This is a genomic window from Pantoea sp. Seng (assembly GCF_009829935.1).
GTDB classification, from domain to species: domain Bacteria; phylum Pseudomonadota; class Gammaproteobacteria; order Enterobacterales; family Enterobacteriaceae; genus Pantoea; species Pantoea communis.
Genome location: NZ_SZZV01000013.1, coordinates 39889 through 64616 on the forward strand (window position 1 = coordinate 39889; position 24728 = coordinate 64616).

Here is a 24728-nt window from a genome sequence, read left to right on the forward strand (position 1 = left end):
AACAGGAAACTTTATAGGAACCACGGATGCGTACAGGCACCAAAACGGCGCTGCTCCTGGCGCTTTTCGCGCTTTATTATCTTATCCCGATCGAATTCCGCGCCTTATGGCAGCCGGATGAAACCCGCTACGCTGAAATCAGCCGTGAAATGCTGGTCAATGGCAATTGGGTGGTACCGCACTTCTTTGATTTGCGTTATTTCGAAAAGCCTATAGCGGGTTATTGGGTCAACAATATTGGCCAGCTCTTATTTGGCCATACCAACTTCGGTGTACGCGCCGGTTCGATTTTTTGCACCACGCTCAGTGCAGTGCTGATTTATTGGCTGGGTCATCAGATGTTTGCCAGCCGGAAAATCGCTCTGACCGGCAGCATCATTTTTCTCACTTCGCTTCTGGTGTATGGCATTGGCACTTACGCGGTGCTGGATCCTATTCTGCTGTTGTGGATGGTTGCCGCGATGTGCAGCTATTGGCTGGTGGCGCAAGCTTCTACTACGCAACAGCGTCTCTGCGGTTATGTGCTGCTGGGCGCAGCCTGCGCGATGGGCTTTATGACCAAGGGCTTCCTTGCGCTGGCGGTGCCGGTATTGGCGATAGTGCCCTGGGCGATTTGGCAAAAACGCTTCGGCGAGCTATTACGCTGGGGACCTTTGACGATCATCGTTGCCGCACTGCTCAGTGCGCCGTGGGCGCTGGCCATTTATCGCCAGGAAGGGGATTTCTGGCATTACTTCTTCTGGGTTGAGCATATTCAGCGCTTTGCAGAGAAAGATGCACAGCACAAAGCCCCCTTCTGGTATTACCTGCCGGTGTTGCTGGCGGGATGCCTGCCGTGGCTGGCGCTGCTGCCGGGCTCATTGATGGGCGCATGGCGCCAGCGTCGTCAACATGCGGGAGCCGTTTACCTGTTAAGTTGGGTGATCTTGCCACTGCTGTTCTTTAGCATCGCTAAAGGCAAACTGCCGACCTACATTCTGCCGTGCTTTGCACCTTTAGCACTGTTGATGGCGCATTACGCCCACAGTGGTTCTGCACAATTAGTGAAGGTGTTTAAAGTTAATGGCTGGATAAACCTGCTGTTTGGCGCCATAACCACCTTAGTCCTGTTGGTGGTGGTTGCGCCATGGGGATTGGCGCACAAGCCCGTTTATACCCATGATGAAATACTGCCGTTAATCTGTGGCGTACTGGCCTTTGCCGGCTGGGGCATTATGGGGTGGTTCAGTCTCAAACCGGGTGCCTGCCGTTGGCAACTGGCGGCGCTTTGTCCGTTAACGCTGGCGCTACTGATCGGCTTCGCGATACCGCAGAAGGTTCGTGACTCCAAACAGCCGCAGAGTTTTGTACAGGCTGTGCATCATCAACTGGCAGACAGCCGTTATCTGCTGGCTGACAATCCTGGCATCGCGGCTGCGGTGGCATGGGAAACTGAGCGCAGTGATATCACTTTCTATGATGCCAAAGGCGAACTGCAATACGGTCTTAGCTATCCCGATGCGAAAACGCGCTATGTTGATGGCGCAGCATTTGCTGACTGGCTGCGTGAACATCGTCGCCATGGCAAAGTGTCCGTGGTGATGATGCTCAACTCGGGCGAGAACGGGCCTGACCCTGCAATGCCAACGCCGGATGACGTTTATCGTCAAGGTCGACTGGTCTATTACGGTTATAACGCGACACCATGAACCTGTTGCTTATTCTTCTGGTCAGTTTGTTGAGCTGCGCCGCCCAGCTTTGTCAAAAGCAGGCGGCGTATCTGGGGATGCGCCACGGCAAGAAGCAGCTCATCTTGTGGATTGCGCTGAGCCTCTTTTTGCTCGGCGTGGCGATGTTACTATGGCTGCTGGTATTGCGTGTGGTGCCGGTCAGCGTGGCCTATCCGATGCTGAGTCTCAACTTCGTGTTGGTGGCCATAGCAGCTAAGTTGATCTGGCGTGAGACATACACCTTGCAACAATGGTTCGGTACGCTGGCGATTGTTGCCGGGGTCGCGCTGATGGGGAGCCACCTATGAAAGGGGTGATCCTCGCACTGTGTAGCGTGCTGCTGGTGTCGCTGGCGCAATTGGTCCTGCGTGCCGCGATGCTACATTTCCCGCCATTGACTGCAATCCTTAGCCCGCAATTCTGGCAGCATCTGCAGCCGCTGCTCCTGCTCGGTCTGGGACTTGGTGCGTACGCATTATCGATGCTGTGCTGGATGCTGGCGCTACGTCATATGCAGCTTAACCGCCTCTATCCGTTGCTGAGCCTGAGTTATGTGCTGGTGTGGCTGGCAGCTATTTCGTTGCCAATGTTCGGTGAAGCCTTCCGCTGGAGCAGTTTTGCCGGTGTTGTATTGATTGTGTTTGGATTGTTGTGCGTTTCACTGCCGCGTAAACCTTAGCCGCAGAACGTTAGATGTGACAGGCGAGCCCCATGGAACCAAAGCGGGGACCACATTTCGTCGACGAGCTGCATGGCATGACACTGTCACTTTATCAGGCGTAAATGCTTTTCACTGAGGTCAGCGAGCGAGGGTGCACCCAGCATGCCCAGATCGCGACTGACTTCATTAGTGATAAGGTCAATGGCCCACTCAACCCCCGATGTTCCGCCTACTGCACTTGCATAGTTAAAAGGCCTGCCAACAAAGCAGGCCCTTGCCCCCAGCGCCAATGCTTTGATGGCGTCGGTGCCACGTCGGATGCCGCTGTCCATCATCACCGTCATATTTCCCGCAGCGGTGACAATCTCGGGCAGAACACAAATCGGCGGGATCACTGTATCCAACTGACGACCGCCATGATTCGAGACCACAATGCCGTCGATGCCAATGGATCTACAGCGCAATGCATCATTTCGACTCAGAATGCCTTTAATAACCATCGCGCCCGTCCAGCGCTGACGAATATGTTCGATATGCTGCCAGGTGAGATGGCTGCGCCCACTGAAGTCACGCACGGCATTTTTGGAAAACAGCGGTGCGCCACGCACTGCGTTGTTGTTCTCGAAATAAGGTATGCCCGAGGTCAGTAAGGTTTTCAACAGCGTGCCGTAAAGCCAGCGGGGATGGGTGACGCCTTGCCACGCCAAGGCCAGACTGGGGCGGAATGGCGTGGAAAATCCGACGCGCACGTTGTTTTCCCGGTTAGCTTTGACCGGCGTATCCACCGTCACGACCAGTACGGATATGCGCGCTCGCTTTACGCGATCCACCAACGCATCAATCTCTTCCAGCGTCTTTGGCAAATAGGCCTGGAACCACATCGCCGGATTAGCCGCAGCCACGTCCTCCAGTGGAATCAACGAGGAACCGCTCATAATAAAGGGCACGTTCTTGCACGCCGCTGCCCGCGCTAAAGCAATATCGCCCTGAAAACCGGTGATGGCAGAGATGCCCATCGGCGCAATACCCACAGGCGCCGCATAGCGATGCCCAAACAGATCTACCTCAGTATTACGTTGCGACACATCGACCATGTTTTCAGGTATCAGGCCGTAATGAGCATAGGATTGCTGAGTGTGATGGAGCGCAATGTTGTCCTCAACACCACCGGACACATAAGCGAACAGCGGATGGGGCAGACGCTTTTGGGCATATTTCTCGAAATCATTTAACGAGAGGCAACGTTGATACAGTTTGCGCATGGGCTAGCGATTCAGCTGTGAGGATAAAGAAGAGAAAAGTCATGCTATTGCAAGAAGGGGGTCTGGCAAATGCTTTAAATGGCATTGCATATCTGAATAAAGCATATGGGCGCACCTTAGTGCGCCCATCGTTAATTAATGTTGTTCCCAGGTATGATATTCGCCATCACGTCGGCCTGGAGCCGTTTCAGGCAATCGCAGCAGGCCTACAACGGAAATCACCCCCAGTACTGCAACATACAGCGCCAGGCCATACCAGTGCCCATCGGTGGCCTGCAGGATTTTCACCGCGACTAAGCCAAGCACGCCACTGCCAATTAACGATCCCACCTGCCAAATCACTGCAATGCCGCTGCAGCGAATATGCGTCGGGAACAGTTCCGGGAACCAGGAAGCCTGTGGGGCGTAGCACATACTGTGGCCCAGCGTCAGCGCGACAATCATCGCAATTTGCGTTAGCCAGTAGCTGTTTTGGGACAGGGCATAAAAGAACGGCACGATGGAAATCACAATCAGCAGTGCACCCATCATGTATACCGGTTTGCGACCGATCTTATCGGATAACGCCCCCATCAGCGGAATGGCAAATACCTCGAGTATCACAGCCACAATCATGCTGTTCATCAGTATGCCGGCGTCGAGATTGTTGGCTTTGCCCCACGCCAGGATAATCACCGTGAAGAGGGCAAAGGCGCAAGCTTCAATTAATTTAGCCGCCACACCATTGATGACTAATTTAGGATTACCGCGAATCACTTCTTTTAACGGACGCGATTCGGCGGCCTTGGTTTCGCGAATGGCGGCGAACACTGGCGATTCATCGATGCGCAAACGAATAAACAATCCTACGATGACCAGCACTGCGCTCAGTAAGAAGGGCACGCGCCAACCCCAATCCATCATTTGTTCCGCGCTCAGGGAGGCATTAAGAATTGCGAACAGTGCCAGCGGCAGCAGGAACCCAACCGGCGCACCGATTTGTACCCAGCTGGCAAAAAAACCACGACGTGATGCTTGCGAATATTCTGCGGTCATCAGGACCGCGCCAGCTTGTTCGCCGCCCACGCCAAAACCTTGCAGCAGGCGAATAGCGATCAACAACACCGGTGCCCAGATGCCGATCTTTTCATAGGTTGGCAGCAAGCCAATACAAAAAGTACCGAGACCCACTATCAGGATGGTGGCCACCAGCGCTTTTTTACGTCCCACTTTGTCACCAATATGGCCAAAAACGATGCCGCCAATCGGCCGGGCGAGGAAGCCAACGGCATAAGTTGCAAACGCGGCGAGGGTGCTGATCAAAGGGTCGTGGCTGGGGAAGAACAGGTGGCCAAAAAACAGCACTGCAGCCGTGCCATAGGCAAAGAAATCATAATATTCCGCCGCGGTGCCAATCGCCGAAGCACTGGCGACACGACGAATGAGTGAGGTGTGATTTCCCTGTGCCGTTTGGGTCTGAGTAAAAGTGGAAGATGCCATAGTCAAAATCCTGCAGGTTTATAATTTTAGACTACCATACAAGGATGTTTGTTGGTTTGTTGCGCGAACGATCACAAATTTAAGATGGCGAGAATTTACATCCTCGCTTTGATTCCTGCCTTCGAGAATCGACAGCATATCAATTTTGAGTCAATTATTTCCGACCCGCTACAGCGCTGCGCTTATTAATCTTCATAACATTAATATTCAAAATATAATGGATCTGTTTCACTGGGAAATCGTTTTTTCTGTTATCTGCGAATATCGATAATAAGAATATATAAGCCTCGATAAACCCAGTAATGAATGGACTTTAAATTTAGACTAATGCATTGATATAAATGAAGATGAATCCATTAAGTCACCCCGCATTACCTGCTGATTTTCAAGGGTTAATTCTTAATCTGACTTAAGCCTTACTGTTTACCTTAACTCCAGCTAGACGTTTTCTTTACGAAATGGTGAGATAACTCGACATAATGCACTCTCCATTCTTGTTCTCACGTTTATTAAACCAATCGTCATGCGCGGTATTAGTTTTTGCCGCGCGGAAAATATTATTTTCTCTCTGGAGGAAAGGATGTTATTTAAATTAAAACCGCTGATTATCAGTTTGCTGGCTGCACAAGGCATTATGATTCCTGCGATGCAAACCAATGCCGCCGTGATTCAACCCTTTGACCCTGCGAAAAATGACAACAAAGTGGGGGTGTTTTGCGTGTGCAACGGCAGCACACAATCGCTAACGGGGTTGCCGCAATTTACGCCGGGTAAAAGTGGCGAATTGCAGGTCTCCATTGGCGAGTTACAGGATCAAGGCCGATTGGTGACAGATAACAACTTATTGGGTAAAGAGAGGTTGAGTCTGGGGGCGCAAGATTTCACGATCTCCGTGCCTAATGAGGATCACCGCTCTTATAGCAACTTTCAGACTTATAACACTGCCGCGTTAAGCAATCTCGCCCCGGTCGATAGCAGCACCCTGGTCACCGATTTCGAAGAGGTGAAGAATCAGCAGTACATCGATTCGCGTGTTGCCTCAGTGAGTAATGGCACTATCAACGTGCAACTAGGCACTGAGGGAGCCAGCACGGTGGCAAATGGTTGGGAGATGGCGGCAAAGCAGAGCCGCTTATTCACTGCCAGCAACAAAGGCAACATGAACTGGGATTCGGATAACCGTATCACATTCACCGCGACGCAGATTCCTGCCGTGTCGCGGTGGGGTCTGAATGTGGACAATCTGGTGGCGTATAACGGCGCATTCAGTGTGACCAGCCTCTATGGCGATACCACCGACTTTAACGTGACGTCGTTGAGCGACCTGCAAAATTACAACGACTGGCTGATTGAGCAACTGCAGAATAGCCAAATTAGTTCCGCTGACTACAACAACGAATTTAATAAAGCAGTGACGCTCAGCAGCGGGCAGGTGGTGTGGGGAGTCAATACTCCGGATGACGATGAAGCCTTTCTGCCAATAGGCGAACGCGTAGTACTCAGTGCTGACGGTGCCAATGCGCGTGCCACCATTGAGGCAGGAAAAACCCTTGAGGTCGCGAATGCCAATGGCGGGGCCATGCGTGCGGACAATGGCGCTACCGCAACCATAAACGGCAAGCTCGCCAGTACCGGTAGCGGAATCACCGATAATGATGCCCTGGTATTAACCAATGGCAGCAGCGGCATCAACAACGGTGTGATTAATAGCGGTTTCTTTAATAACGCCGATGGGAGTGGCATTGATAACAGCACGCTCGGCATTAACGGATTAGCGGTAAATGCCAGTGATAGTCACTTTATCAACAACGGCATTATCAACAGCGCGGGATCAGCCGTCCTGCTGGATAACAGCGAAGGGGTGAATAACGGCACCATCAATCTGGTCGGCGACAACGGCAGTGCGACAGCGGTGACGCTGAGCGGCGATGCGAGCACCTTTACTAACAACGGCACAATCTATCTTGGCCGTACGCCGCAAAATCATCCCGGTGATGCAACGTCTGACATTATGCTGGATAGCGCCACCGGTATCCTTCAGTTGGGTAGCAACAGCGCAGTCAACAACGGCCACATCATCATGGGTTCGGGCGTACAAAGCGGCGCGGCGATGAGCGTGTCTGGCGGCGCGGATGCCGCCACCCTGAATAATGGCGTCATTGATGTCAATGGTCGCGGCACTGGACTGGCGGTGATGGACTCTGGCAGCGGCGGTCAGGTGGGCAATGCCGGAGTGATTAACCTGAATGGCGATAACGGTACCGGCCTGTTGGTGACGGCGAATGACGGTGCTCTTTCGCACGCCTGGTCGAGTGGCCCAATCAATATTGCTGGCAATGCAAATGTCACAACAGGGACACGTAACACCGCAGTATGGGTGAAGGGTATCAATAGCGGCGTCGCTTCGGCGGAGATCACCGGACCGATCACCTTAAACGGAGTTGGCGCGATTGGGATACGCGCGGAAGGCAATGCCACGGTGAATGTGTCGCAGGCGGCTCTACCCACGGGTAATAGCGGTGCCGATCAAATCACCTTTCTCGCTATGGGGCCGAACGCAAAAATTTTACTGCCCGAGAATGGCCACTACGGCGTAACGGGAGAGAACGCATCCATCTTTCGTGTGCAGGATGGCGCGAGCTTTGATGGCAGTGGCATGACGTTAACTTCAAACGGCAATCTTTCCACCGCCGTCCTGGGCAGTGGCGATAACACCACGGTCAGCACTGGCAATGCCATCTTTAATCTCGGCGAAAATGGCATCGGGTTGCGTATTGAGGGTGCTGCGCAGGGCACGATTGACGCTGCAACCACCGTCAATATGAATGGCATACATAGCATCGTGGCACAGGTACAAGGCAATCGTACCGACCTCAATGGCAATATTACCAACTCCACAACGCTGCCTTACACCAACACGCTGCTGACTAACAATGCCAATATCTATGGCTCGCAGGATCGGCAGATTGGTTTTATTGCCAGTAGCTCTGGGCAGCTGATCAATAACGGTGATATCGCGCTGGAAGGCAGCAACACGGTGGGGATTGGCTCGCTCGGCGGGAATGCCACCAACAATGGCACTGTGTCGATCACGAATGGCAGTAGCGGGCTTTACACCGAGGGTTATACCTATTCGGTTGGCGCTCGTGCGACCAACAACGGCACGATCAATGTCTCCGCCGGCAATGCCAGCGCGACACAGCCTTCCGTGGGCGGCGTAGCTTTTGGGGACGCAGCTTATTTCTACCAAAATGGCACCATCAATCTGTACGGTGAACATGCGGTGGGCGCACAGGCGGGCAATGGCGGAACGGTAGTGATTGGTGAAGGCAGTCAAATTGCATTCCATGCTGCCAATCAAATCGGTTATCAGGCGCTTGAAGGCTTTAGCAGCATTAGCAACAGCTCCAATTTGACGACGGATGCGGAGAACATCTCGTTACTGAGTGCAGGCGACGGCGGCTATATCAATAACCAGGGTACCGTCACCGTCAATGGCAACAACAGCCGCGCGGTTGCACTGACGGATGGCGGCCTTCTGGTCAACAGTGGTTCGATTTCCGCTTATAAAGGTGTGGCTTTGGATGCCTCATCAGGAGCGTCAACTTATCGGCAAAGCAGTGGACAGATCTATTCCGAAGGGACCGCTGCCATTCGTGTTGGCAATGGCGGTTCGCTTAACATTATTGGTGATGGGCAAGGCGAACAGTACAACAGTTACAGCAGCAATATCTGGTCCAGCGGTGACGCAGACACGGTGTTGATTGATAACGGTGCCGCAGGATTTATCGCCGATCATGTGGAATTGAGTGGTGCCCGCAATCTTATTAATAACCGCGCTGAAACCAGCAATATTGCACTGAATTATGTGCGACTGGACGTCAATGGCGGTAATGGCATTCGCTCGGCAACGTCGTTCGGCTATGACGACCATGTTTATATCAACGTCAGCAGCAACAGCCTGACCAACGCGCCCGGCATCGGCTATCTGTTTGCTAATGAAGATGGTTCTGTCACCCACAACGATTTGACCCTCGGTCCCAATTACACCATTTTCCTTTCGGGTGCCAATACTACCGGCGTACGTGCTAATACGACCGGCAGAGTGATCAACGAAGGCTTTATCGGTGTGTATGACTTTAGTGGCGGATCGGCGATTGTCACTGACACCGCCAGTGAAGTGATTAACCGGGGCAGTATCGTCTCAAACAGTAAAGTCTCACCGGTGATTGATCTGCGCGGAGGGCAAACACTGTTTATCAACCAGGGGCAAATCAGCGCCACCTTCCCGGATATTGAGGTGGTGGCGGGCGGCGCGACCAACGACCGCATTGCACTGATGTCAGGCAGCGTGGTGGGGGATGTGAATACGGGGGCCGGTAACGACATCGTGCAGGTGTCCGGCGGCACGCTTAATGGCAGCGTGACAATGGGGAGCGGTACTAACCAGGCGCTGGTGGAGAAGGTTGATATGGCCAATACCCGGCACATCACCACGCAGAATGGCGCAGGCAGCACGCTCTATTTTAATGACATCAATGCGCGCGGCGGGTCATTTAGCGCCGATGACCTGAGCAAAGGCACCAACCTTGGCGGTGGCTGGAGCACCATCAACTTCGATAACACTCAATGGACGTTGACCGATAACCTGAAACTGGCGCACAGCACTATTAATATCGGCGAAGGCTCAACGGTGTATGCGGGCGACGGCGTCAATCCACTGCTGAGTGGCGCCACCGACGGTTCGCTGGTAGTGAATAATGCCGGTACGCTGGATCTGACTAATGGCAATGGTGTTCCGGGCAACACGCTAACCATCGATGGCGATCTCAATTCAGCTGGCGGACGCGTGAAGCTCAATACGCAAATTGATACAGGCGTCAGTGACAGTGTGCGTGTGAATGGCAATACCAGCGGCACCACTCTGCTGGATGTTAACCCGACGGGGAACCGTCTGGCGGTGATGACGCCTGAACAGGGCATTGCACTGGCGCAGGTAACCGGCAATGCCAGTGCTAACAGCTTCGCGCTGGCAAAGGGCTATGTCGCCGCGGGTCCTTATCAATATGGTCTTTACAGCGGTTCTAACGGAACCGGTCAGGATTTTCGTCTCGCGAGTAACTTTGTCAGCGATGCAGCAGGTAATGCGGTGCGCCCACAACTTACGCCTCAGATGCCATCTTATATTTCTGCGCCGGTCGGGCTGGCCTACTACAACATGGCGGTGATGGACGATCTTCATAAGCGACTGGGAGAGCTACGTCAGGATTCAGGCAGCAGCGCGGGCAACGGCGGTGAGATGTTTATCCGTTATCTGGGTTCCAATCTCACCTACAAGACGGATCGCAGCCTGAGTCAAAACGGCTACGATTTCGATCTTGATTACAGCGCAGTGCAACTGGGCGGCAATCTAATTCATCTGCAAGGCGCCAGCGACAGTTTGCGAGCCGGAGTGGCCTATACGCGCGGTAATGCCCGTATTCGTCCTGTTGCAGCGGACGGTTACAGCTCGACCACTTTCGATAGCGATACCTTGTCGCTGTACGGCACCTGGCTGCGTGACAGTGGCTTCTATTTTGATGGGGCACTGTCATTCGACTGGCATCGTGGCGATACCGATATTGCGCGGCAAAAAGAGGTGGGCAAACTGAAAGGCAATGGCTGGGGCGCGTCACTGGAAACCGGCTATCCGTGGCAGTTGGGCAATGGCGTACGTCTCGAACCGCAGGCGCAGTTAATGTACTTGCAACTTAACATGGATAATCTGGTGGATCGGGATAACACACGCGTCAGTTGGGGCAATTACGATCAAACCATTGGCCGCGTGGGCGTGCGTTTGGATCGCACCTGGCAAGATACAGCCGGCCAGCAATATACGCCTTATCTGCGCACCAGCTATACGCGTGGTTGGGGAGGGGCGGCCACTACGCGAGCGGGCATTAACGGCGGCGCGGACAGTGTCAGTTTCGACAGCGGGAAGTTCGGACAGATGTGGGATGTGGGCATCGGTGGTACGGCCGCGCTAAAAGGGAATCTCTCATTGTATGCCGAGGCCGACTATCGTCAGGAAATTGACGGTAACGGTACGAAAGGCTGGCGCTATAACGGCGGGGTTCGCTGGCAATTCTGATCGCGTTTACCTTACGCCAATACCCATTGGCGTAAGGTTTTTCTTATTTCCTCTCTCGAATGTTTAAATACATACACGCCGCTATTAATCAATATCGCCCACCTCAATCCAGGGTTATTCGAATCCATCTTCGCCTCTCACTCTTTAAATTAACGCTCCCTTTTGATGTTTAACCATCAAAATAAATCGGCCAGAATGCTTGATATCACATTTCGGAAAATGAATTTCAAATAAAAATTAACATGAAATAAAAATACCGATAGCGTCATTTTCTGTTTTGTTCTGCTGTATTTCCAAATGCGTTTTTACCAGGAGAGGTTATGGAAAAAGAACTGTATATCTCGACCAATACCGCGTCAGGCCCGAATAGCGTGACGCGAACTGAGCCTTTTGTGAAGATTATTGCGCTGGTGGCAACGCTCGGCGGATTATTATTTGGCTACGATACTGGGGTGGTATCGGGTGCGCTGTTATTTATGCGCAGTGACCTGCAATTAACGCCCTTCACCACCGGCCTGGTGACCAGCTCGTTACTGTTTGGAGCCGCATTCGGCGCTTTGCTGGCCGGACATTTCGCCGATGCCATGGGCCGGCGCAAAATCATCATCACTCTGGCGTTTATTTTTGCCCTTGGCGCAGTCGGTTCAGCCTTTGCGCCGGATGTTGTGTCGATGATTATGTCACGACTTTTCCTCGGCATTGCCGTGGGCGGTGCTGCGGCGACAGTGCCGGTGTATATCGCTGAAATCGCGCCAGCCAATAAACGCGGCCAACTGGTGACCTTACAGGAGTTGATGATTGTATCGGGTCAACTGCTGGCGTATGTCTCGAATGCAACCTTCAATGAAATCTGGGGAGGTGAACATACCTGGCGCTGGATGCTGGCACTCTCGACTGTTCCCGCCGTGCTGTTGTGGCTGGGCATGATTTTTATGCCAGAAAGCCCGCGCTGGCTTGTGATGCGAGGCAATGTCCGCGAAGCCAGGCATGTGTTGGAGAAGACCCGTGCAGCAGAGGATGTTGAGTGGGAGTTAGAAGAGATTGAAGAGACCATTGAAGAAAACCGGCAGAAAGGTAAAGGTCGGCTGCGCGATCTGCGTACGCCCTGGCTACGTAAGGTGTTTCTGTTAGGTATTGGTATCGCTGCCATCCAGCAGTTGACCGGCGTGAACACCATTATGTACTACGCGCCGACCATGCTGACAGCAACGGGGCTGAGCAATGATGCCGCACTGTTTGCCACCATTGCCAACGGCGTCATTTCCGTGTTGATGACCCTGGTCGGGATTTGGATGATAGGCAAAATCGGTCGTCGACCGCTGGTGCTGGTGGGACAGATGGGCTGTACGGCTTGCCTGTTCTTTATTGCCGCCGTGTGTTTCTTCATGCCGGAATATTTGGCAGGCGGAGAGGTCAATCTGCTGCGTGCCTATCTGGTATTGACTGGCATGCTGATGTTCCTGTGTTTCCAGCAGGGCGCGCTCTCCCCGGTGACCTGGCTGCTGCTTTCGGAGATCTTCCCGGCGCGCATGCGTGGGATCTGCATGGGCGGCGCGGTGTACGCACTGTGGATGGCCAACTTTGCTATTTCAATGGCATTTCCAATATTGCTGGCTGCTTTTGGTCTTGCAGGCGCATTCCTCACCTTCGCGATCATCGGTATTGGTGGCTCGATGTTTGTGCTGCGCACCATTCCGGAAACGCGAGGGCGCAGTCTGGAACAGGTCGAGCATTACTTCTTCGCGCTGTATGACGACAAGCCTTAGGATGGATTTGCGAGCTTGATGTAAATCACTCAACGATGACGCAGTATAAATCCAGAAGATAAATTACTATCAAAACACGCTAAACACTGCAGCAAAACAGAATAACCAAAACACAATGCGCTGATAATCATTTCAGGAAATAACATGAGCCAGAAAATAAGCCGTGACCGTTTTTGTATTAATCGAAGAATTGCGCCGAACTTAACTGTTAATCAGTTTTTCACCCTAGTGAAAGATTTAGGGATAAATAAGGTCGAGATTCGTAATGATATGAAGGGCGGAAGTGTGACGGATGGTTTAGGGGGCGAGAAAATTCGTGAATTGGCAAATCAACATGCGCTGACCATCGAAACAATCAATGCGGTGTATCCCTTTAACCAGTTATCCGCTGAGATATTGGAAAAAACACAGGGTTTATTAAAAGACGCACGTGAAACCGGGGCGAAAGCGCTGGTGCTGTGCCCACTCAATGACGGAACGGTGGTCTCCAGTGAACAAACGGTTGCCGCTTTAAAAACGCTCGCGCCGCTGTTCGCCGAATACGGCATTGAAGGGCTGGTGGAACCTTTGGGCTTTCCACAGAGTTCGCTGCGTTCGGCGGCACTGGCACAACAGTTGATCAAACAGGCAGATGTGCCATTCAAGATCGTGCTCGATACCTTCCATCATCATTTGTATGAAGGCGCAGAACAGGTCTTCGCCGGTGGCGTTGACGTTAACCGCATCGGATTGGTTCACCTGTCTGGTGTGACGGATACACGTCCAACTGCAGAATTGACTGATGAAGAACGCATCATGCTCAGCGCTGATGACATGTTGCAATCGAAACGACAAGTCCAGCGCCTGGAGGAGAGAGGTTACACCGGTACTTACGCGTTTGAACCCTTCTCGTCAGTGATGGAAGCGTGGAGCGAAGCGGATATCGCGCGTGAGATTCGTACCAGCATTGATTATCTGAACCATTAATTTTACTCGTACAGAAGAACGAAGGAACAAACCATGACGCTGAATATTGGTGTAATTGGCACTGGCGCAATCGGGCGCGAACACATTCGTCGTTGCAGTCAGGTGCTGCAAAACGCTCGCGTAGTTGCACTGAATGACATCAACCGTGCTAACTGCGAGCAGATCCTGACCGATCTCGCGCTCAAAGCCGAGATCTATGACAATGCACATGACCTGATTAATGCTCCCGATGTACAGGCGGTTCTGGTGACATCATGGGGCCCGACACATGAAGAATTTGTGCTGGCAGCGATTAAAGCCGGGAAAGCGGTATTTTGTGAAAAGCCGCTGGCGGTGACGGCGCAGGGTTGTATGAACATTGTGGAGGCGGAGATCGCGAGTGGTAAAAAGCGCGTGCAGGTTGGCTTCATGCGCCCTTACGATAGCGGCTATCGTGCATTGAAAAGCGTTATTGATAGCGGAGACATTGGCGAACCCTTGATGCTGCACTGCGCACACCGTAACCCGGAAGTCGGCGATGCCTACACCACGGACATGGCGATTACCGATACGCTGATCCATGAACTGGATGTTCTGCGCTGGTTGCTGAAAGACGATTACGTCAGTGCTCAGGTGATTTATCCGCGTAAAACCCGTAAAGCCTCATCGCATCTGAAAGACCCACAGATAGTGCTGCTGGAAACGGCGAAAGGTGTGCGTATTGACGTCGAAATTTTCGTCAACTGTGCCTATGGCTATGATATCCAGTGTGAAGTGGTGGGTGAGACCGGGATTGCGAGCTTACCTGAGCCGATGTCCGTTCAGACGCGCAGCGCGGCTAAACTCTCCACGGGAATTCTGACCGACTGGAAAAAGCGCTTCATCGATGCCTATGATGTGGAATTGCAGGATTTCATTAACAATGTGTTGTCTGACAACATGACGGGCCCATCGGCCTGGGATGGCTATGCTGCGGCGGTTGCTGCCGATGCTTGTGTTGCCGCGCAGAACAACGGTGAGATTGTGCCGATTACCATGCCACCACGCCCTGCGTTTTATCAATGACGGAAACACGGGCGCACCAAGTGCGCCCGTGTCAGTAGCCAGCGTCAGAAAGTGTGCTTGATTTATCGTTGGAGATTCACCGCTAAGTGCTGTATAAATATTCAGTTCATTTAAAGCGAGATGGCTTGTTTTGCCTTCTAAAAGGGCTACTTTTTCAGACTTGAATTGAATGTTGCCCACATTTAAATGTCGAAATTTCAGGAAAGGTTGAGTTTTTAATTTGAGGAGGCATCATGTTGAAACGGTTGATGCCCGTTGACGGTTTAAACTTCGTGAAGTCAGGAGATCATATGCCAAAATTTCTGGAGCGTTTTCTCAGCATGCCGGGGCGATTGATGCAATCAATCAACCAGCAGGATATTGAGCAGTCAAATGACAGTAAAATTATCACTGATGCGAACGGTAATGCCTGGTTAAATATGAGTAATCCGCAGGTCCGCGATTCCATGCAGGCTCGCATGAAGGAATTGGCCGCGAAACGTTAAGGATTAACGATGGGTCCGTTGGTGATTATGGTTGTATTGGTCTGTGGCTTTTGGTTTACAGAAAATCATTATCAATCACGCATACGCCAGGCCAGAACTAATGGCTGGACATCGTACTTTTATGTTGCCATGCATGGTTGCAAGTTTGTCATTCAGGGATTTTGCCTGGTTCTGTTCATCTACCTGTTTTTACTCATTGTTAGTCTCATTATTTCAATCCCCCATGTGTTTGTGTCCACCTATGGCATCAAAGACTTCTATTCGTGGTTAACGAACAAAACGGCTCTCTCATATCCACTGTTTTTCATTCTCTCTTTGTGTGCAGGGTGTTTTATCGCCTGGAGGGCAGGTGATGCCGCACAAAAATCATTGCGTGACGAACGCGTCCGTCAGGCCGCCTATCGTGAAATGGCAGCCCTGGATGCGATTGAATCCCTGCTGGTTCAGGCTATTGATGAGGACATGTTGATTTTCGTTACGCTTAAATCACGCAAGGTCTACATTGGTTATGTCGCCGCACCTCGTATAGAGCACAGTCTCACCCAGCACCTGTCTATCATCCCTTGTATCAGTGGCTACCGGGATAAGGACACGCTGTATTATCACGAACAACATCGTTATTACGAACTCTATCTGAAGAAGGGGATTACGGCGGACTCAAAGGGATTGAACCTGCAACATTTCCGGCATGTGATACCAATGAATGAAGTAGAGGCCATTTCGTTATTTGATACCAGCACTTACCAATGTTTCGATGAATTCATCAACAACAAGTCTGAACACCTCTCTAACGAATGACGCTGTCACCCTACGCTGACACTCAGCGCGTCACGACCTGCTGCCGTTGCCTCTCCCTCACGCCGCTTTCCGTGTAATATCGCCGCCTTTGATGTTTGCAGGGATTTTACAAAATGACGGATTTAACCTTGAGCCGTCGCCAACCCTCTGTTTGGTGGGGCGCGATGATTATCTGCGGCACGGTGGTGGGTGCGGGTATGTTCACCTTGCCAATTGTGATGGCCGGTGCATGGTTTGGTTGGGCGCTGCTGCTGTTATTGGTGACGTGGGGCGCGATGTTGCTATCAGGTTTGCTGTTTATGCGCACCAGCCTGCATTATCCGCAGGGTTCGGGTTATGACACCTTAACCAAAGATCTACTGGGTCGCGGTTGGGCAACGCTTAACGGTCTCAGTATTCTGTTTGTGCTGGGCATCCTGACTTATGCCTACATCTCCGCCAGCGGTCCGGTTTATCAGCACTCGCTCAATCTGGCGAGGCTGCCGCTCTCCACCGCCGGTGCGAAAATCACGCTAACGCTCTGCGTTGCCGCCGTGGTGTGGCTCGGTACCACTGGCGTGAGTCGTTTAATGACCTTCTGCGTACTGGCGAAAATCCTGCTGTTGATCCTGCTCTTTGGTGGTTTGCTGACGCAGGTCAGCTTACCTTCGTTGATCAGCGCGGCGCCAGTTGGGAAAAGCTATTGGCCTTATGCTCTCGGGGTATTGCCGTTTTGTCTGGCGTCTTTTGGTTATCACGGCAATATCACCGGGCTGGTGAGTTATTACCACGGCAATAAACGGCATATCACTCAAGCGCTGGTGCTCGGTACCCTAATGTCGCTGGCACTCTATCTGTTCTGGGTTACCAGCACCATGGGCAATTTGCCGCGCGCGGCATTTCCTGCAATCGTGCAGCAGGGTGGCGATATCGCCGCGCTAATGGCGGCGCTGAGCAATCATCTGCACGTCAGCACACTGTCATTGATGATGTCGATCTTTTCGCATTTCGCTGTGATTGCGTCCTTTCTCGGCGTTACAGCCGGTCTGTTTGACTTCATCGCCGATCGTTTAGGCTGGGGCAATTCTCCTGCTGCACGGCTGAAAACCGCCTGCCTGACCTTTCTGCCACCGTTGATGGCGTCATTATTTTGGCCACATGGCTTTGTCGCCGCGATTGGCTTCGCAGGACTGTTTGCAACGCTTTGGGCCGTGTTTATCCCGGCAATGCTGGCATGGAAAGCACAACAGCGTTTTGCCGGGATGCCGCGTTCCACGCTCCCGATTGTGTTGGTGATGATTTTCGGTGTGCTGAATATCGTCGCCTGGTTACTGAGCTGGGTGGGCTGGCTGCCCACCTTCGGTGGCGCTTGATTTAAGCATCGTGAAATAAACAGAGTGGTGCGCCGCACAATGGGTCGGCCACCACGCTGGCTTCGACATGAAAAACCTCGCGTAAGACCTGCGGCGTCAATACTTCTGTCGGTGTGCCTTGAGTCACCAACTGCCCCTGCTTCAGTAACACCAGGTGATCGCAATAGCGGCCGGCCTGGTTAAGGTCATGCAGCACGGTAATAACGGTTTTACCCTGTGCTTTGAGTTCACCCATCAATTTCATCAGCTCAACCTGATGATTGATGTCTAACCAGGTGGTGGGTTCATCGAGTAAAACCAGCGGCGTATCTTGCGCCAGCAACATAGCAAGAAAGACCCGCTGGCGTTGGCCTCCTGATAAAGCGGTGACCCGTTGACGCGCGAGGTCACCAATATCCATCCGATCCATCGCATGCTGAACCTGCATTTTGTCGCTGGCTAACAGGCGGCCCCAGAAGGGCAGCCACGGACTGCGTCCATATCCCACCAGCTCTTCAACGCTGATGCCTTCGGGTATCAAATGCTGCTGCGGTAACAACGCCAGATGTCGTGCCAGTTGACGAGAAGTCAGAGACGTTAAAGCTTGCTGTTCAATGCGTATTTCGCCTTGCTGCGGGGTAAGTAATCGGGCAAAACTTTTCAGCAGCGTCGATTTGCCACAGCCGTTGGGACCGAGCAACGCGCTAATCTGTCCTCTCGGTAGCGCAAGATTCAAATGGTGAAGGATGCGTTTGTTGCCATAACCGATACAGAGATCGTGAGTTGAGAGTTGCATTTAGCGCATCCTAATCAGTAACCAGAAAAAGCAGGGAGCACCGAGTAGTGCTGTAATCACACCTGCTGGCAGTTCCATCGGGGGGGCAATAGTGCGTGCGAATAAATCAGCGAATACCAGCAGCAATGCACCACCAATAGCCGCTAGCGGCAGTAAGTGGCGATGGCGTCCGCCAACCCAATGGCGCATCACATGGGGTACCACCAGGCTGATAAAGCCGATTGGCCCACAGATCGCCACGCCGATCGCCGCCAGCGCCACGGCGATGATTAAAGCCCAACGCTGAACGGACGCCAGGCCAACGCCGAGGGTGGCGGCGCGTTCATCGCCGAGGGCCAGCAGATCAAGATCGCGCGTAAAACGCAGGCTGCCCAGCAGCAACAGTGGGATAGGCAATGCCAGCGTAACCATCGACCAGTCACGTCCCCACAAGCTGCCAGTCAGCCAAAGCAGCGCCATGTTGACATCCTGCGGGCGCGATAACATCAGGTAATCCGTCAAACTTGCCCAGCAAGCCGCCAGCGCGATGCCAACCACTGCCAGACGTAAAGGTGTCGAGAAATTCACCAGCATGCGTAATATCAGTAACGCCAGACATCCACCGCCGAAGGCAAACAGGGGCAGCAAGAAGCCAGGAAGCGCAGGGAAGAGCAGCAGCACTGACAACGTAGCCAGGCTCGCGGCATGGTTGACGCCGAGAATGTCCGGTGAAGCCAGGGGATTGCGAATGATGCCCTGTACCAGAACACCGGAAACGGCCAGCGCCGCCCCCACCAAAACCGCCAGCACCAGGCGCGGCAAACGATATTCGAACACGGCATAGTGGGCATCGCCAGCGGAATGCCATGATTGCCAAAACACCGTCCAGCTCATGCCTTGCACGCCGAGTTTCAAACTGAACAGCGCGGCGACTATCATCCCCGCCAACAGTAAACAGAATACTAAGCGTGCACTCATGAATGGCGTCTCCGCGCCAGCCAGACAAATCCCGGCGCGCCAATCAATCCCAGCACCACGCCAGCGGGTATTTCACCGGGCCAGGCTAACCACCGGGCGGCGATATCCGCCATTAACAAAATCAACGCGCCGAGGATCATCGACATCGGCAACATGATGCGTAAATCATGCCCAATCCACGCCCGCGCCAGATGAGGAACCAACAACCCGATAAAGCCTAACGGCCCGGCTACACTCACACAGGCGCCCACTAGTATCAGCAGTGCCACGCTGAGGAGTCGTCGAAGGCGATACAAATTCACCCCCAGCGCATGAGCAGCCTCATCACCGATGCCGAGCAGATTGAGCGCACGAGCCTGTAATAAAATTAACGGCGTCAGGAAACCGACAAACGGCAGCAGTAACCAGACTTGTTGCCATCGCGCATGGGAAATACCGCCAGCCAGCCAGTAAAGAATGCCAAAGGCGTGATCTTCTGACAGCAGCAGCGTCACACGCGTTAACGCTATGCAAAACGCAGAAAGGGCTATGCCAGCAAGGATCAGCCGCTGGCGGTCGGTGTGCTGGTTACTTCCTCGGCCTGCTGCACTGACGCACAGCCAGCTCAACCCACCCCCCGTAGCCGCGATGATCGAAAGCGGATAGCCCTGCAACACAATCGGGCTAAATGCAGACGTCAGCGCAATCGCCAGAGCCGCACCGCTGTTGATGCCAAGAATAGCCGGTGAGGCCAGCGGATTGTGGGTCAGCACCTGCAACAGCGCACCAGCCAACGCCAGACTGGCTCCCAACATGATGGCCACCAGCGTACGCGGCAGGCGAAGGTTATAAACCAGGGCTTCCGCCACACTGTGCGCGTCTCCTGGCAGCAGTGCATGCCAGGCCGCCTGCGCGGATATCGGTAGCGCGGCAAAACTTATCAGGCTGAACCAAAACGCGGTGCCCAATGCCAGCAGGCTGATTAACCAGCGTTGAAATTGTGTCATGGCGCAGTCAATAACGTGACGGCGTCACTGGCAATTTTTTCCGCGGCAAACAATCCGCGTGCGCGCGCCCAGCTGTTGCTGTCCACTGCGCGGATATGATGCTGCTGTTCAGCCTTGATCAGGCTCCACAACGGATCTTGCTGCCATTTTTTCACTATACTTTCATCGCGATAGTGCGCCACCAGTAACCAATCAGGATTAATCGCCAGCAACTGCTCCAGGCTGAGCACGGTCATCGGCGTGTGATTGACAGGCTGGGGCACCTGAATTCCTAACGCCATTAACACGCCTCCGGTATAACTGGCTGAGGAGTGCAAAGTGAACTGGTTTTCACGTGAAGTGCCAAACAGCACCGAGGTATTTGGCGGCAATTTTGCGGCGGCGTCATGCATGCGTTGCTTATGCAATGCCAGACGCTGCTGCATTTCAGTATGTTTCCCAACCACATCGCCAATGATCGCGGCAGATTGCAGGTTTTCCGCGTAAGTTTCATTCCTCGATTGCAGTAATAAAACCGGGGCGATGCGCTGCAGTGAGGCATAAATCGTGGCGTGGCGGCTGCTGTCAGCAATAATCAGATCAGGATGTAGGGCGCTAATGGCTTCAAGACTTGGCTGTCCCCGCAGGCCAACGGATAGCCAAGGTTGCAGCTGCTGACGGACTTCTGGCAGCAGACGCTGCGGATCATTGTCATCAGCGATGCCCACCGGGCTCACTGCCACTGCCGCGAGGGCATCCGCAAAGGATAACTCCAGTACCACAATGCGCTGAGGAACCTTCTCGATGGTGAAAGTCCCATGTTGATCCTGCACCGTGACAGCGTGCGCGTTTAAAGCCGATGCGAAGAAACATCCCATCATCAGCCAGCGAAATAATTGTTGCATAGTGACATCTCCACAAAGCAAAAAACCGGGCTAGCCCAAGGGCTGCCCGGTTATAAATGGCTTATCAGAACTTGAGTGAACCCTGCAAATAGAAGGTGCGCGGTTGTCCAGCGTACAGGCCTTTGTTGTTGTCATCATACGATCGAGTGAAATAGTCCTGATCGAACATATTTTTCACGCCAACGGCCAGATTGAGGTTGGCCATTTGTGGGCCGAAATCATAATTGGCACGCGCTCCCCACAGCATAAAGCCGGGAATGCGGCCGGTGCTGCCATCAGCACTCTCCTGAACGGTATTGGCGTTATCAGCGAACTGGCTGGACTGGAGATCACTGTTGAGGTTGAAGGTCCAGTTGCCCGGTTTGTAGTCAATGCCAAGCGTGCCTTTCTGACGCGGTGAGAACGGTACCTGATTACCATAGGTTTCGCCTTTTTCACGGATTTCGGCATTCACGTAGGTGTAGCTGGCATAAACTGAGACGTTTTCCAGCGCAGGCTTCAGGGCGGAAAGGTCATAACGTACCTGCGATTCCAGGCCGGTATGACGGGTTTTCCCGCGAGCCGTCACAGAATCGTCAGTCTGATTTGAGTCGTACTGATTGTTAAAGTTAATCAGGAACAAGCCCATTTCGGCCGTCAGCGCGCCGTCATCAAAGCGCGTACCGATCTCCCAGGTGCGTGCTTTCTCAGGTTCAACGCTGCCACTCTCTACGGCTTTACCAATCTGGCTATATTGCACTGTACCGAAGGAGCCTTCGGTGTTGGCGTAGAGGTTCCAGCTGTCGGTCAGGTGATAAAGCACATTCAATGCAGGCAGTGGCGCGTTATAACTGACGTCCTGCTGAGTGCCGCGAATGGCATTGCGTTGATAGGAGCTGATGTGCTCGAAACGCATCCCTGGCGTGATGGTCCAGTTGCCAATATCAATGCGGTCATCAAGATACCAGGCGTGCGCTTCGGTACCAGAACGCGTGTCGCGATCGTAAGAGCTGGCAGTAGAGGGCAATTCACCACTCACGGTTGGGGTGTAATAGCGCATTTCATGACCGGATTCGCTGACATAGCGATAACCGACGCCGACTTCATGGGCAGAAGGGCCAAGATTGAAGCTCTGGCTGTAGCGTGGCTCAATGCCGCGCACCCAGTACTCACGCGGTGATAGGGTGATACGCGACCCTTGTTCGAGATAGCCGCTGCGCAAGGTATGGGTGTAGAAACCAAGAATGTTGAATTTATGCTGTTGATCGGGTTGGAACTGATAGCCCAGGCTGGCTAACTGACGACGCCCCCAGAAGCGGTCATAAGGACGGGTGGATTGCCAGCGATCGGCATTAAAATCCGCGCGCGACAGGCCGCCCGGCATATCGGCTTCACCATCGTAGTATTGCAACAGGCTGGTGAAGGTATGGACTTCATTCGGCGCATAACGGCTTTTCAACATCACATCATCAATACGTGTGGCACTGTGTTCTCGCCAGTCACTGCCTCGGGTGCCCGAATAAAGTAGCGCGCTGCCAAAACCGTTGTCAGCCGTTCCGCCGACCAGAAGATTATGGGTTTCCTTTGGGTTATTTTGTGAGGAGGTGGGGCTGAGCTGGCCTTCAACGCCGGCTTCGATACCAAAATGCTCAGGGATGGCACGCGTCACAAAGTTGACCACGCCGCCGACACTTTGTGGCCCGTAACGTACTGCACCGCCGCCGCGCACCACGTCAATAGCATCCATATTGCCCAGTGAAACCGGAGCGAGAGAGAGTTGCGGCTGTCCGTAAGGTGCGAAGGGCACTGGTATGCCATCCATCAGCACGGTTGATCGGCTGGCGAGACGAGGATTGAGGCCACGGATACCAAAGTTCATCGCCAGATTGTGGCTGCCGGTACCGTTATTCTCCGGCGCATTGACGCCCGGAATACGGTTAAGCACTTCGCGCATGCTGGCGGCACCGTTTTTGGCGAAATCCTCGCGACGGATCACATCGCGTGCACCGGCATGTTCGAATACGTCAGATTCACGCGCATCACCTAACCAGTCGCCTACTACGGTCAGACTGGGTTCACCCACGGTGTGACCGAGCGGTTTGACAGTCCATACATTTGCGCCGAGGCCATTAGCCTGAAGATCGCTGCCTTGCAGCAAATGGGTGAACGCATCATTAATCGTATAGTCGCCCTGTAAGCCGGGACTCTTTTTTCCGCGAGTTAGCTCGGCATCCAGTGACAGCGTAATACCCGCTGAGGCCGCAAACTGATTCAACGCGGCATCAAGAGGACCCGCAGGAATGGCATAATGCGCGGTGGCTGGCGCTGCAGCCTGAGCGATGCCTGGTGTGAAACAAGCCAAAGGTAACAAACTCAGGCGAATAGCCATTACCAGCGGGCTGGCTTTGGACAATGCGCGCAGTGAAGAGGCACGTGAAACCGTCATAACGTCTCCAAAAATTATCATTGTTTTGCTGTATTCAGAGAGAAGTCGTATGAGCGGCAGAAAAGGGACAATCCCCGGAGACATTTTTTATAAAAAAATTATCGGGCCTTCACCGTGACCCAATAGCGCGTAACGCGTTGCAGGGAAATGGGCAGCGTTTGTTGCAAAGCATTGAGCGCAACATCGCTTTGCAACAGAGGATAGGTTCCACTGACGCGCAACTGAGCGACTTGAGGATCACAGCGCAAAATGCCCTGGCGATAACGTGCCAGTTGCGCGATGACTTCGCCGAGCGGACGATCGCTGACACTCAACAGGCCACGTGTCCATTGCAGTTTTTCGTCAACCTTTTGCACTGCATCGAAGGCGTTAGCGCTGAAACTCAGCATCTCACCTTGCTGCACGATCATGATCTGATCCGGTTGCTGTGCCAATCGCACTGCCACGGCATGTTGGTTCACCCTCAGCAGGGTGAGATTATCTTGCTGCTCCACGCTAAATTCGGTACCCAGCGCAGTGAGTTGTCCTTGTGGGGTATAAACACGAAGCGGGCGCTTCAGCGCATCCTTGCCACTGGTGAGCGCCAGAGTGCCAAACAGCAAATCAATATGCCGCTCGTTATCGTCATAACGCACATTAGCGGCGGAAGCGGTGTCCAGCGTGAGCAAGCTGCCATCTTTTAATGGGAACTGGCGAATTTCGCCTTTCGCCGTGTGATAGTCAGCGCGGATGCCAGTGGAAAGGTCACTTTGCCAAAGTTGCCAGCTCGCGCCAGCTCCCACAGCGAGCAGTAAGCCCTTCAGAACGTGGCGTCGGGTCAGTTGAGAATCATGCAGCGTTTTGCTGGCAATATTGCCTGGCATGGTCTGCATTTGCTGGCGCAGATTTTCCACCTGCTGCCATGCCCACTGATTTTCATGATTAGCATCGACCCACTGCTGCCACTTTTCTTCCTGCTGCGGACTGACACGTTCGCCGCTTAACACGGCATACCAGTGTGAGGCGTTACGCAGAGCCTGACGTTGTTCAGTCGTGAGGGATGACATGAT

At 53.1% G+C, this 24728-nt stretch carries 18 protein-coding genes; 10 read left to right on the forward strand and 8 right to left on the reverse strand.

All coding sequences use genetic code 11. The features are described 5' to 3' along the window. The first annotated feature begins 26 nt into the window (after window positions 1-26). From arnT to arnF, 3 genes are read left to right on the forward strand one after another with little or no spacing between them, the layout of a single operon-like run. Window positions 27-1688 carry a lipid IV(A) 4-amino-4-deoxy-L-arabinosyltransferase gene (gene arnT, locus FD737_RS14635; protein ID WP_160833839.1) on the forward strand — a complete coding sequence of 554 codons (1662 nt, stop codon included), beginning with the start codon at window positions 27-29 and terminating at the stop codon, window positions 1686-1688. Next, window positions 1685-2017: a 4-amino-4-deoxy-L-arabinose-phosphoundecaprenol flippase subunit ArnE gene (arnE, locus tag FD737_RS14640; RefSeq protein ID WP_034829847.1), complete on the forward strand. Its 333-nt coding sequence runs from the start codon at window positions 1685-1687 to the stop codon at window positions 2015-2017. Before arnT ends, arnE begins: the two co-directional genes overlap by 4 nt. Next, window positions 2014-2388 carry a 4-amino-4-deoxy-L-arabinose-phosphoundecaprenol flippase subunit ArnF gene (arnF, locus tag FD737_RS14645; protein ID WP_097117907.1) on the forward strand — a complete coding sequence of 125 codons (375 nt, stop codon included), beginning with the start codon at window positions 2014-2016 and terminating at the stop codon, window positions 2386-2388. The genes arnE and arnF overlap by 4 nt, the downstream gene beginning before the upstream one ends. Before the next feature lie 86 nt (window positions 2389-2474). Here arnF and FD737_RS14650 read toward each other — a convergent pair whose 3' ends face one another. After that, the gene (locus FD737_RS14650; RefSeq protein WP_160833840.1) at window positions 2475-3632 is read right to left on the reverse strand and encodes an alpha-hydroxy acid oxidase; all 1158 of its coding nucleotides are present in this window, start codon (window positions 3630-3632) and stop codon (window positions 2475-2477) included. A 135-nt stretch (window positions 3633-3767) separates the two neighbouring features. Further along, on the reverse strand, window positions 3768-5111 hold the full coding sequence (locus FD737_RS14655; RefSeq protein ID WP_160833841.1) for an MFS transporter: 1344 nt from the start codon (window positions 5109-5111) through the stop codon (window positions 3768-3770). A 580-nt stretch (window positions 5112-5691) separates the two neighbouring features. Here FD737_RS14655 and FD737_RS14660 point away from each other — a divergent pair. The 7 genes from FD737_RS14660 to FD737_RS14690 all read left to right on the forward strand — a co-directional run bounded on the left by FD737_RS14660 (window position 5692) and on the right by FD737_RS14690 (window position 17652). After that, window positions 5692-11241, forward strand: a complete 5550-nt coding sequence (locus FD737_RS14660) for an autotransporter outer membrane beta-barrel domain-containing protein (RefSeq protein WP_160833842.1) — start codon at window positions 5692-5694, stop codon at window positions 11239-11241. A gap of 320 nt (window positions 11242-11561) precedes the next feature. Further along, complete coding sequence (locus FD737_RS14665; RefSeq protein WP_160833843.1) at window positions 11562-13007, forward strand: sugar porter family MFS transporter; 1446 nt, start codon at window positions 11562-11564, stop codon at window positions 13005-13007. A 144-nt stretch (window positions 13008-13151) separates the two neighbouring features. Next, window positions 13152-13973 (forward strand): TIM barrel protein, encoded by an 822-nt coding sequence (locus FD737_RS14670; protein ID WP_160833844.1) that lies wholly within the window; start codon window positions 13152-13154, stop codon window positions 13971-13973. Window positions 13974-14006: 33 nt separating this feature from the next. After that, the gene (locus FD737_RS14675) at window positions 14007-15017 is read left to right on the forward strand and encodes a Gfo/Idh/MocA family protein (RefSeq protein ID WP_160833845.1); all 1011 of its coding nucleotides are present in this window, start codon (window positions 14007-14009) and stop codon (window positions 15015-15017) included. Between the two features lie 233 nt (window positions 15018-15250). Then, complete coding sequence (locus tag FD737_RS14680) at window positions 15251-15502, forward strand: hypothetical protein (RefSeq protein WP_236699759.1); 252 nt, start codon at window positions 15251-15253, stop codon at window positions 15500-15502. A 9-nt stretch (window positions 15503-15511) separates the two neighbouring features. Next, window positions 15512-16300 (forward strand): hypothetical protein, encoded by a 789-nt coding sequence (locus FD737_RS14685; protein ID WP_160833846.1) that lies wholly within the window; start codon window positions 15512-15514, stop codon window positions 16298-16300. Between the two features lie 113 nt (window positions 16301-16413). Next, window positions 16414-17652 (forward strand): aromatic amino acid transporter, encoded by a 1239-nt coding sequence (locus FD737_RS14690; protein WP_160833847.1) that lies wholly within the window; start codon window positions 16414-16416, stop codon window positions 17650-17652. 1 nt (window position 17653) lies between these two features. Here FD737_RS14690 and fecE read toward each other — a convergent pair whose 3' ends face one another. The 6 genes from fecE to fecR form a co-directional block, all read right to left on the reverse strand. Next, on the reverse strand, window positions 17654-18427 hold the full coding sequence (gene fecE, locus FD737_RS14695) for a Fe(3+) dicitrate ABC transporter ATP-binding protein FecE (protein WP_160833848.1): 774 nt from the start codon (window positions 18425-18427) through the stop codon (window positions 17654-17656). Beyond that, window positions 18428-19384, reverse strand: a complete 957-nt coding sequence (gene fecD / locus FD737_RS14700; protein ID WP_160833849.1) for a Fe(3+) dicitrate ABC transporter permease subunit FecD — start codon at window positions 19382-19384, stop codon at window positions 18428-18430. After that, window positions 19381-20370: an iron-dicitrate ABC transporter permease FecC gene (gene fecC / locus FD737_RS14705; protein ID WP_097117917.1), complete on the reverse strand. Its 990-nt coding sequence runs from the start codon at window positions 20368-20370 to the stop codon at window positions 19381-19383. Before fecC ends, fecD begins: the two co-directional genes overlap by 4 nt. Then, window positions 20367-21254 (reverse strand): Fe(3+) dicitrate ABC transporter substrate-binding protein, encoded by an 888-nt coding sequence (locus FD737_RS14710; RefSeq protein ID WP_202404562.1) that lies wholly within the window; start codon window positions 21252-21254, stop codon window positions 20367-20369. The genes fecC and FD737_RS14710 overlap by 4 nt, the downstream gene beginning before the upstream one ends. A 64-nt stretch (window positions 21255-21318) precedes the next feature. After that, entirely contained in the window at window positions 21319-23679 is a 2361-nt protein-coding gene (gene fecA, locus FD737_RS14715; protein WP_160833850.1) for a TonB-dependent Fe(3+) dicitrate receptor FecA, read from the reverse strand. Window positions 23680-23777: 98 nt separating this feature from the next. Then, on the reverse strand, window positions 23778-24725 hold the full coding sequence (gene fecR / locus FD737_RS14720; protein ID WP_202404563.1) for a ferric citrate uptake sigma factor regulator FecR: 948 nt from the start codon (window positions 24723-24725) through the stop codon (window positions 23778-23780). Window positions 24726-24728 lie beyond the last annotated feature (3 nt).

Coding starts and splice junctions, on each gene's coding strand:
- arnT (WP_160833839.1), top strand. CDS start 27: ATGCGTACAGGCACCAAAACGGCGCTGCTCCTGGCGCTTTTCGCGCTT.
- arnE (WP_034829847.1), top strand. CDS start 1,685: ATGAACCTGTTGCTTATTCTTCTGGTCAGTTTGTTGAGCTGCGCCGCC.
- arnF (WP_097117907.1), top strand. CDS start 2,014: ATGAAAGGGGTGATCCTCGCACTGTGTAGCGTGCTGCTGGTGTCGCTG.
- FD737_RS14650 (WP_160833840.1), bottom strand. CDS start 3,632: ATGCGCAAACTGTATCAACGTTGCCTCTCGTTAAATGATTTCGAGAAA.
- FD737_RS14655 (WP_160833841.1), bottom strand. CDS start 5,111: ATGGCATCTTCCACTTTTACTCAGACCCAAACGGCACAGGGAAATCAC.
- FD737_RS14660 (WP_160833842.1), top strand. CDS start 5,692: ATGTTATTTAAATTAAAACCGCTGATTATCAGTTTGCTGGCTGCACAA.
- FD737_RS14665 (WP_160833843.1), top strand. CDS start 11,562: ATGGAAAAAGAACTGTATATCTCGACCAATACCGCGTCAGGCCCGAAT.
- FD737_RS14670 (WP_160833844.1), top strand. CDS start 13,152: ATGAGCCAGAAAATAAGCCGTGACCGTTTTTGTATTAATCGAAGAATT.
- FD737_RS14675 (WP_160833845.1), top strand. CDS start 14,007: ATGACGCTGAATATTGGTGTAATTGGCACTGGCGCAATCGGGCGCGAA.
- FD737_RS14680 (WP_236699759.1), top strand. CDS start 15,251: ATGTTGAAACGGTTGATGCCCGTTGACGGTTTAAACTTCGTGAAGTCA.
- FD737_RS14685 (WP_160833846.1), top strand. CDS start 15,512: ATGGGTCCGTTGGTGATTATGGTTGTATTGGTCTGTGGCTTTTGGTTT.
- FD737_RS14690 (WP_160833847.1), top strand. CDS start 16,414: ATGACGGATTTAACCTTGAGCCGTCGCCAACCCTCTGTTTGGTGGGGC.
- fecE (WP_160833848.1), bottom strand. CDS start 18,427: ATGCAACTCTCAACTCACGATCTCTGTATCGGTTATGGCAACAAACGC.
- fecD (WP_160833849.1), bottom strand. CDS start 19,384: ATGAGTGCACGCTTAGTATTCTGTTTACTGTTGGCGGGGATGATAGTC.
- fecC (WP_097117917.1), bottom strand. CDS start 20,370: ATGACACAATTTCAACGCTGGTTAATCAGCCTGCTGGCATTGGGCACC.
- FD737_RS14710 (WP_202404562.1), bottom strand. CDS start 21,254: ATGCAACAATTATTTCGCTGGCTGATGATGGGATGTTTCTTCGCATCG.
- fecA (WP_160833850.1), bottom strand. CDS start 23,679: ATGACGGTTTCACGTGCCTCTTCACTGCGCGCATTGTCCAAAGCCAGC.
- fecR (WP_202404563.1), bottom strand. CDS start 24,725: ATGTCATCCCTCACGACTGAACAACGTCAGGCTCTGCGTAACGCCTCA.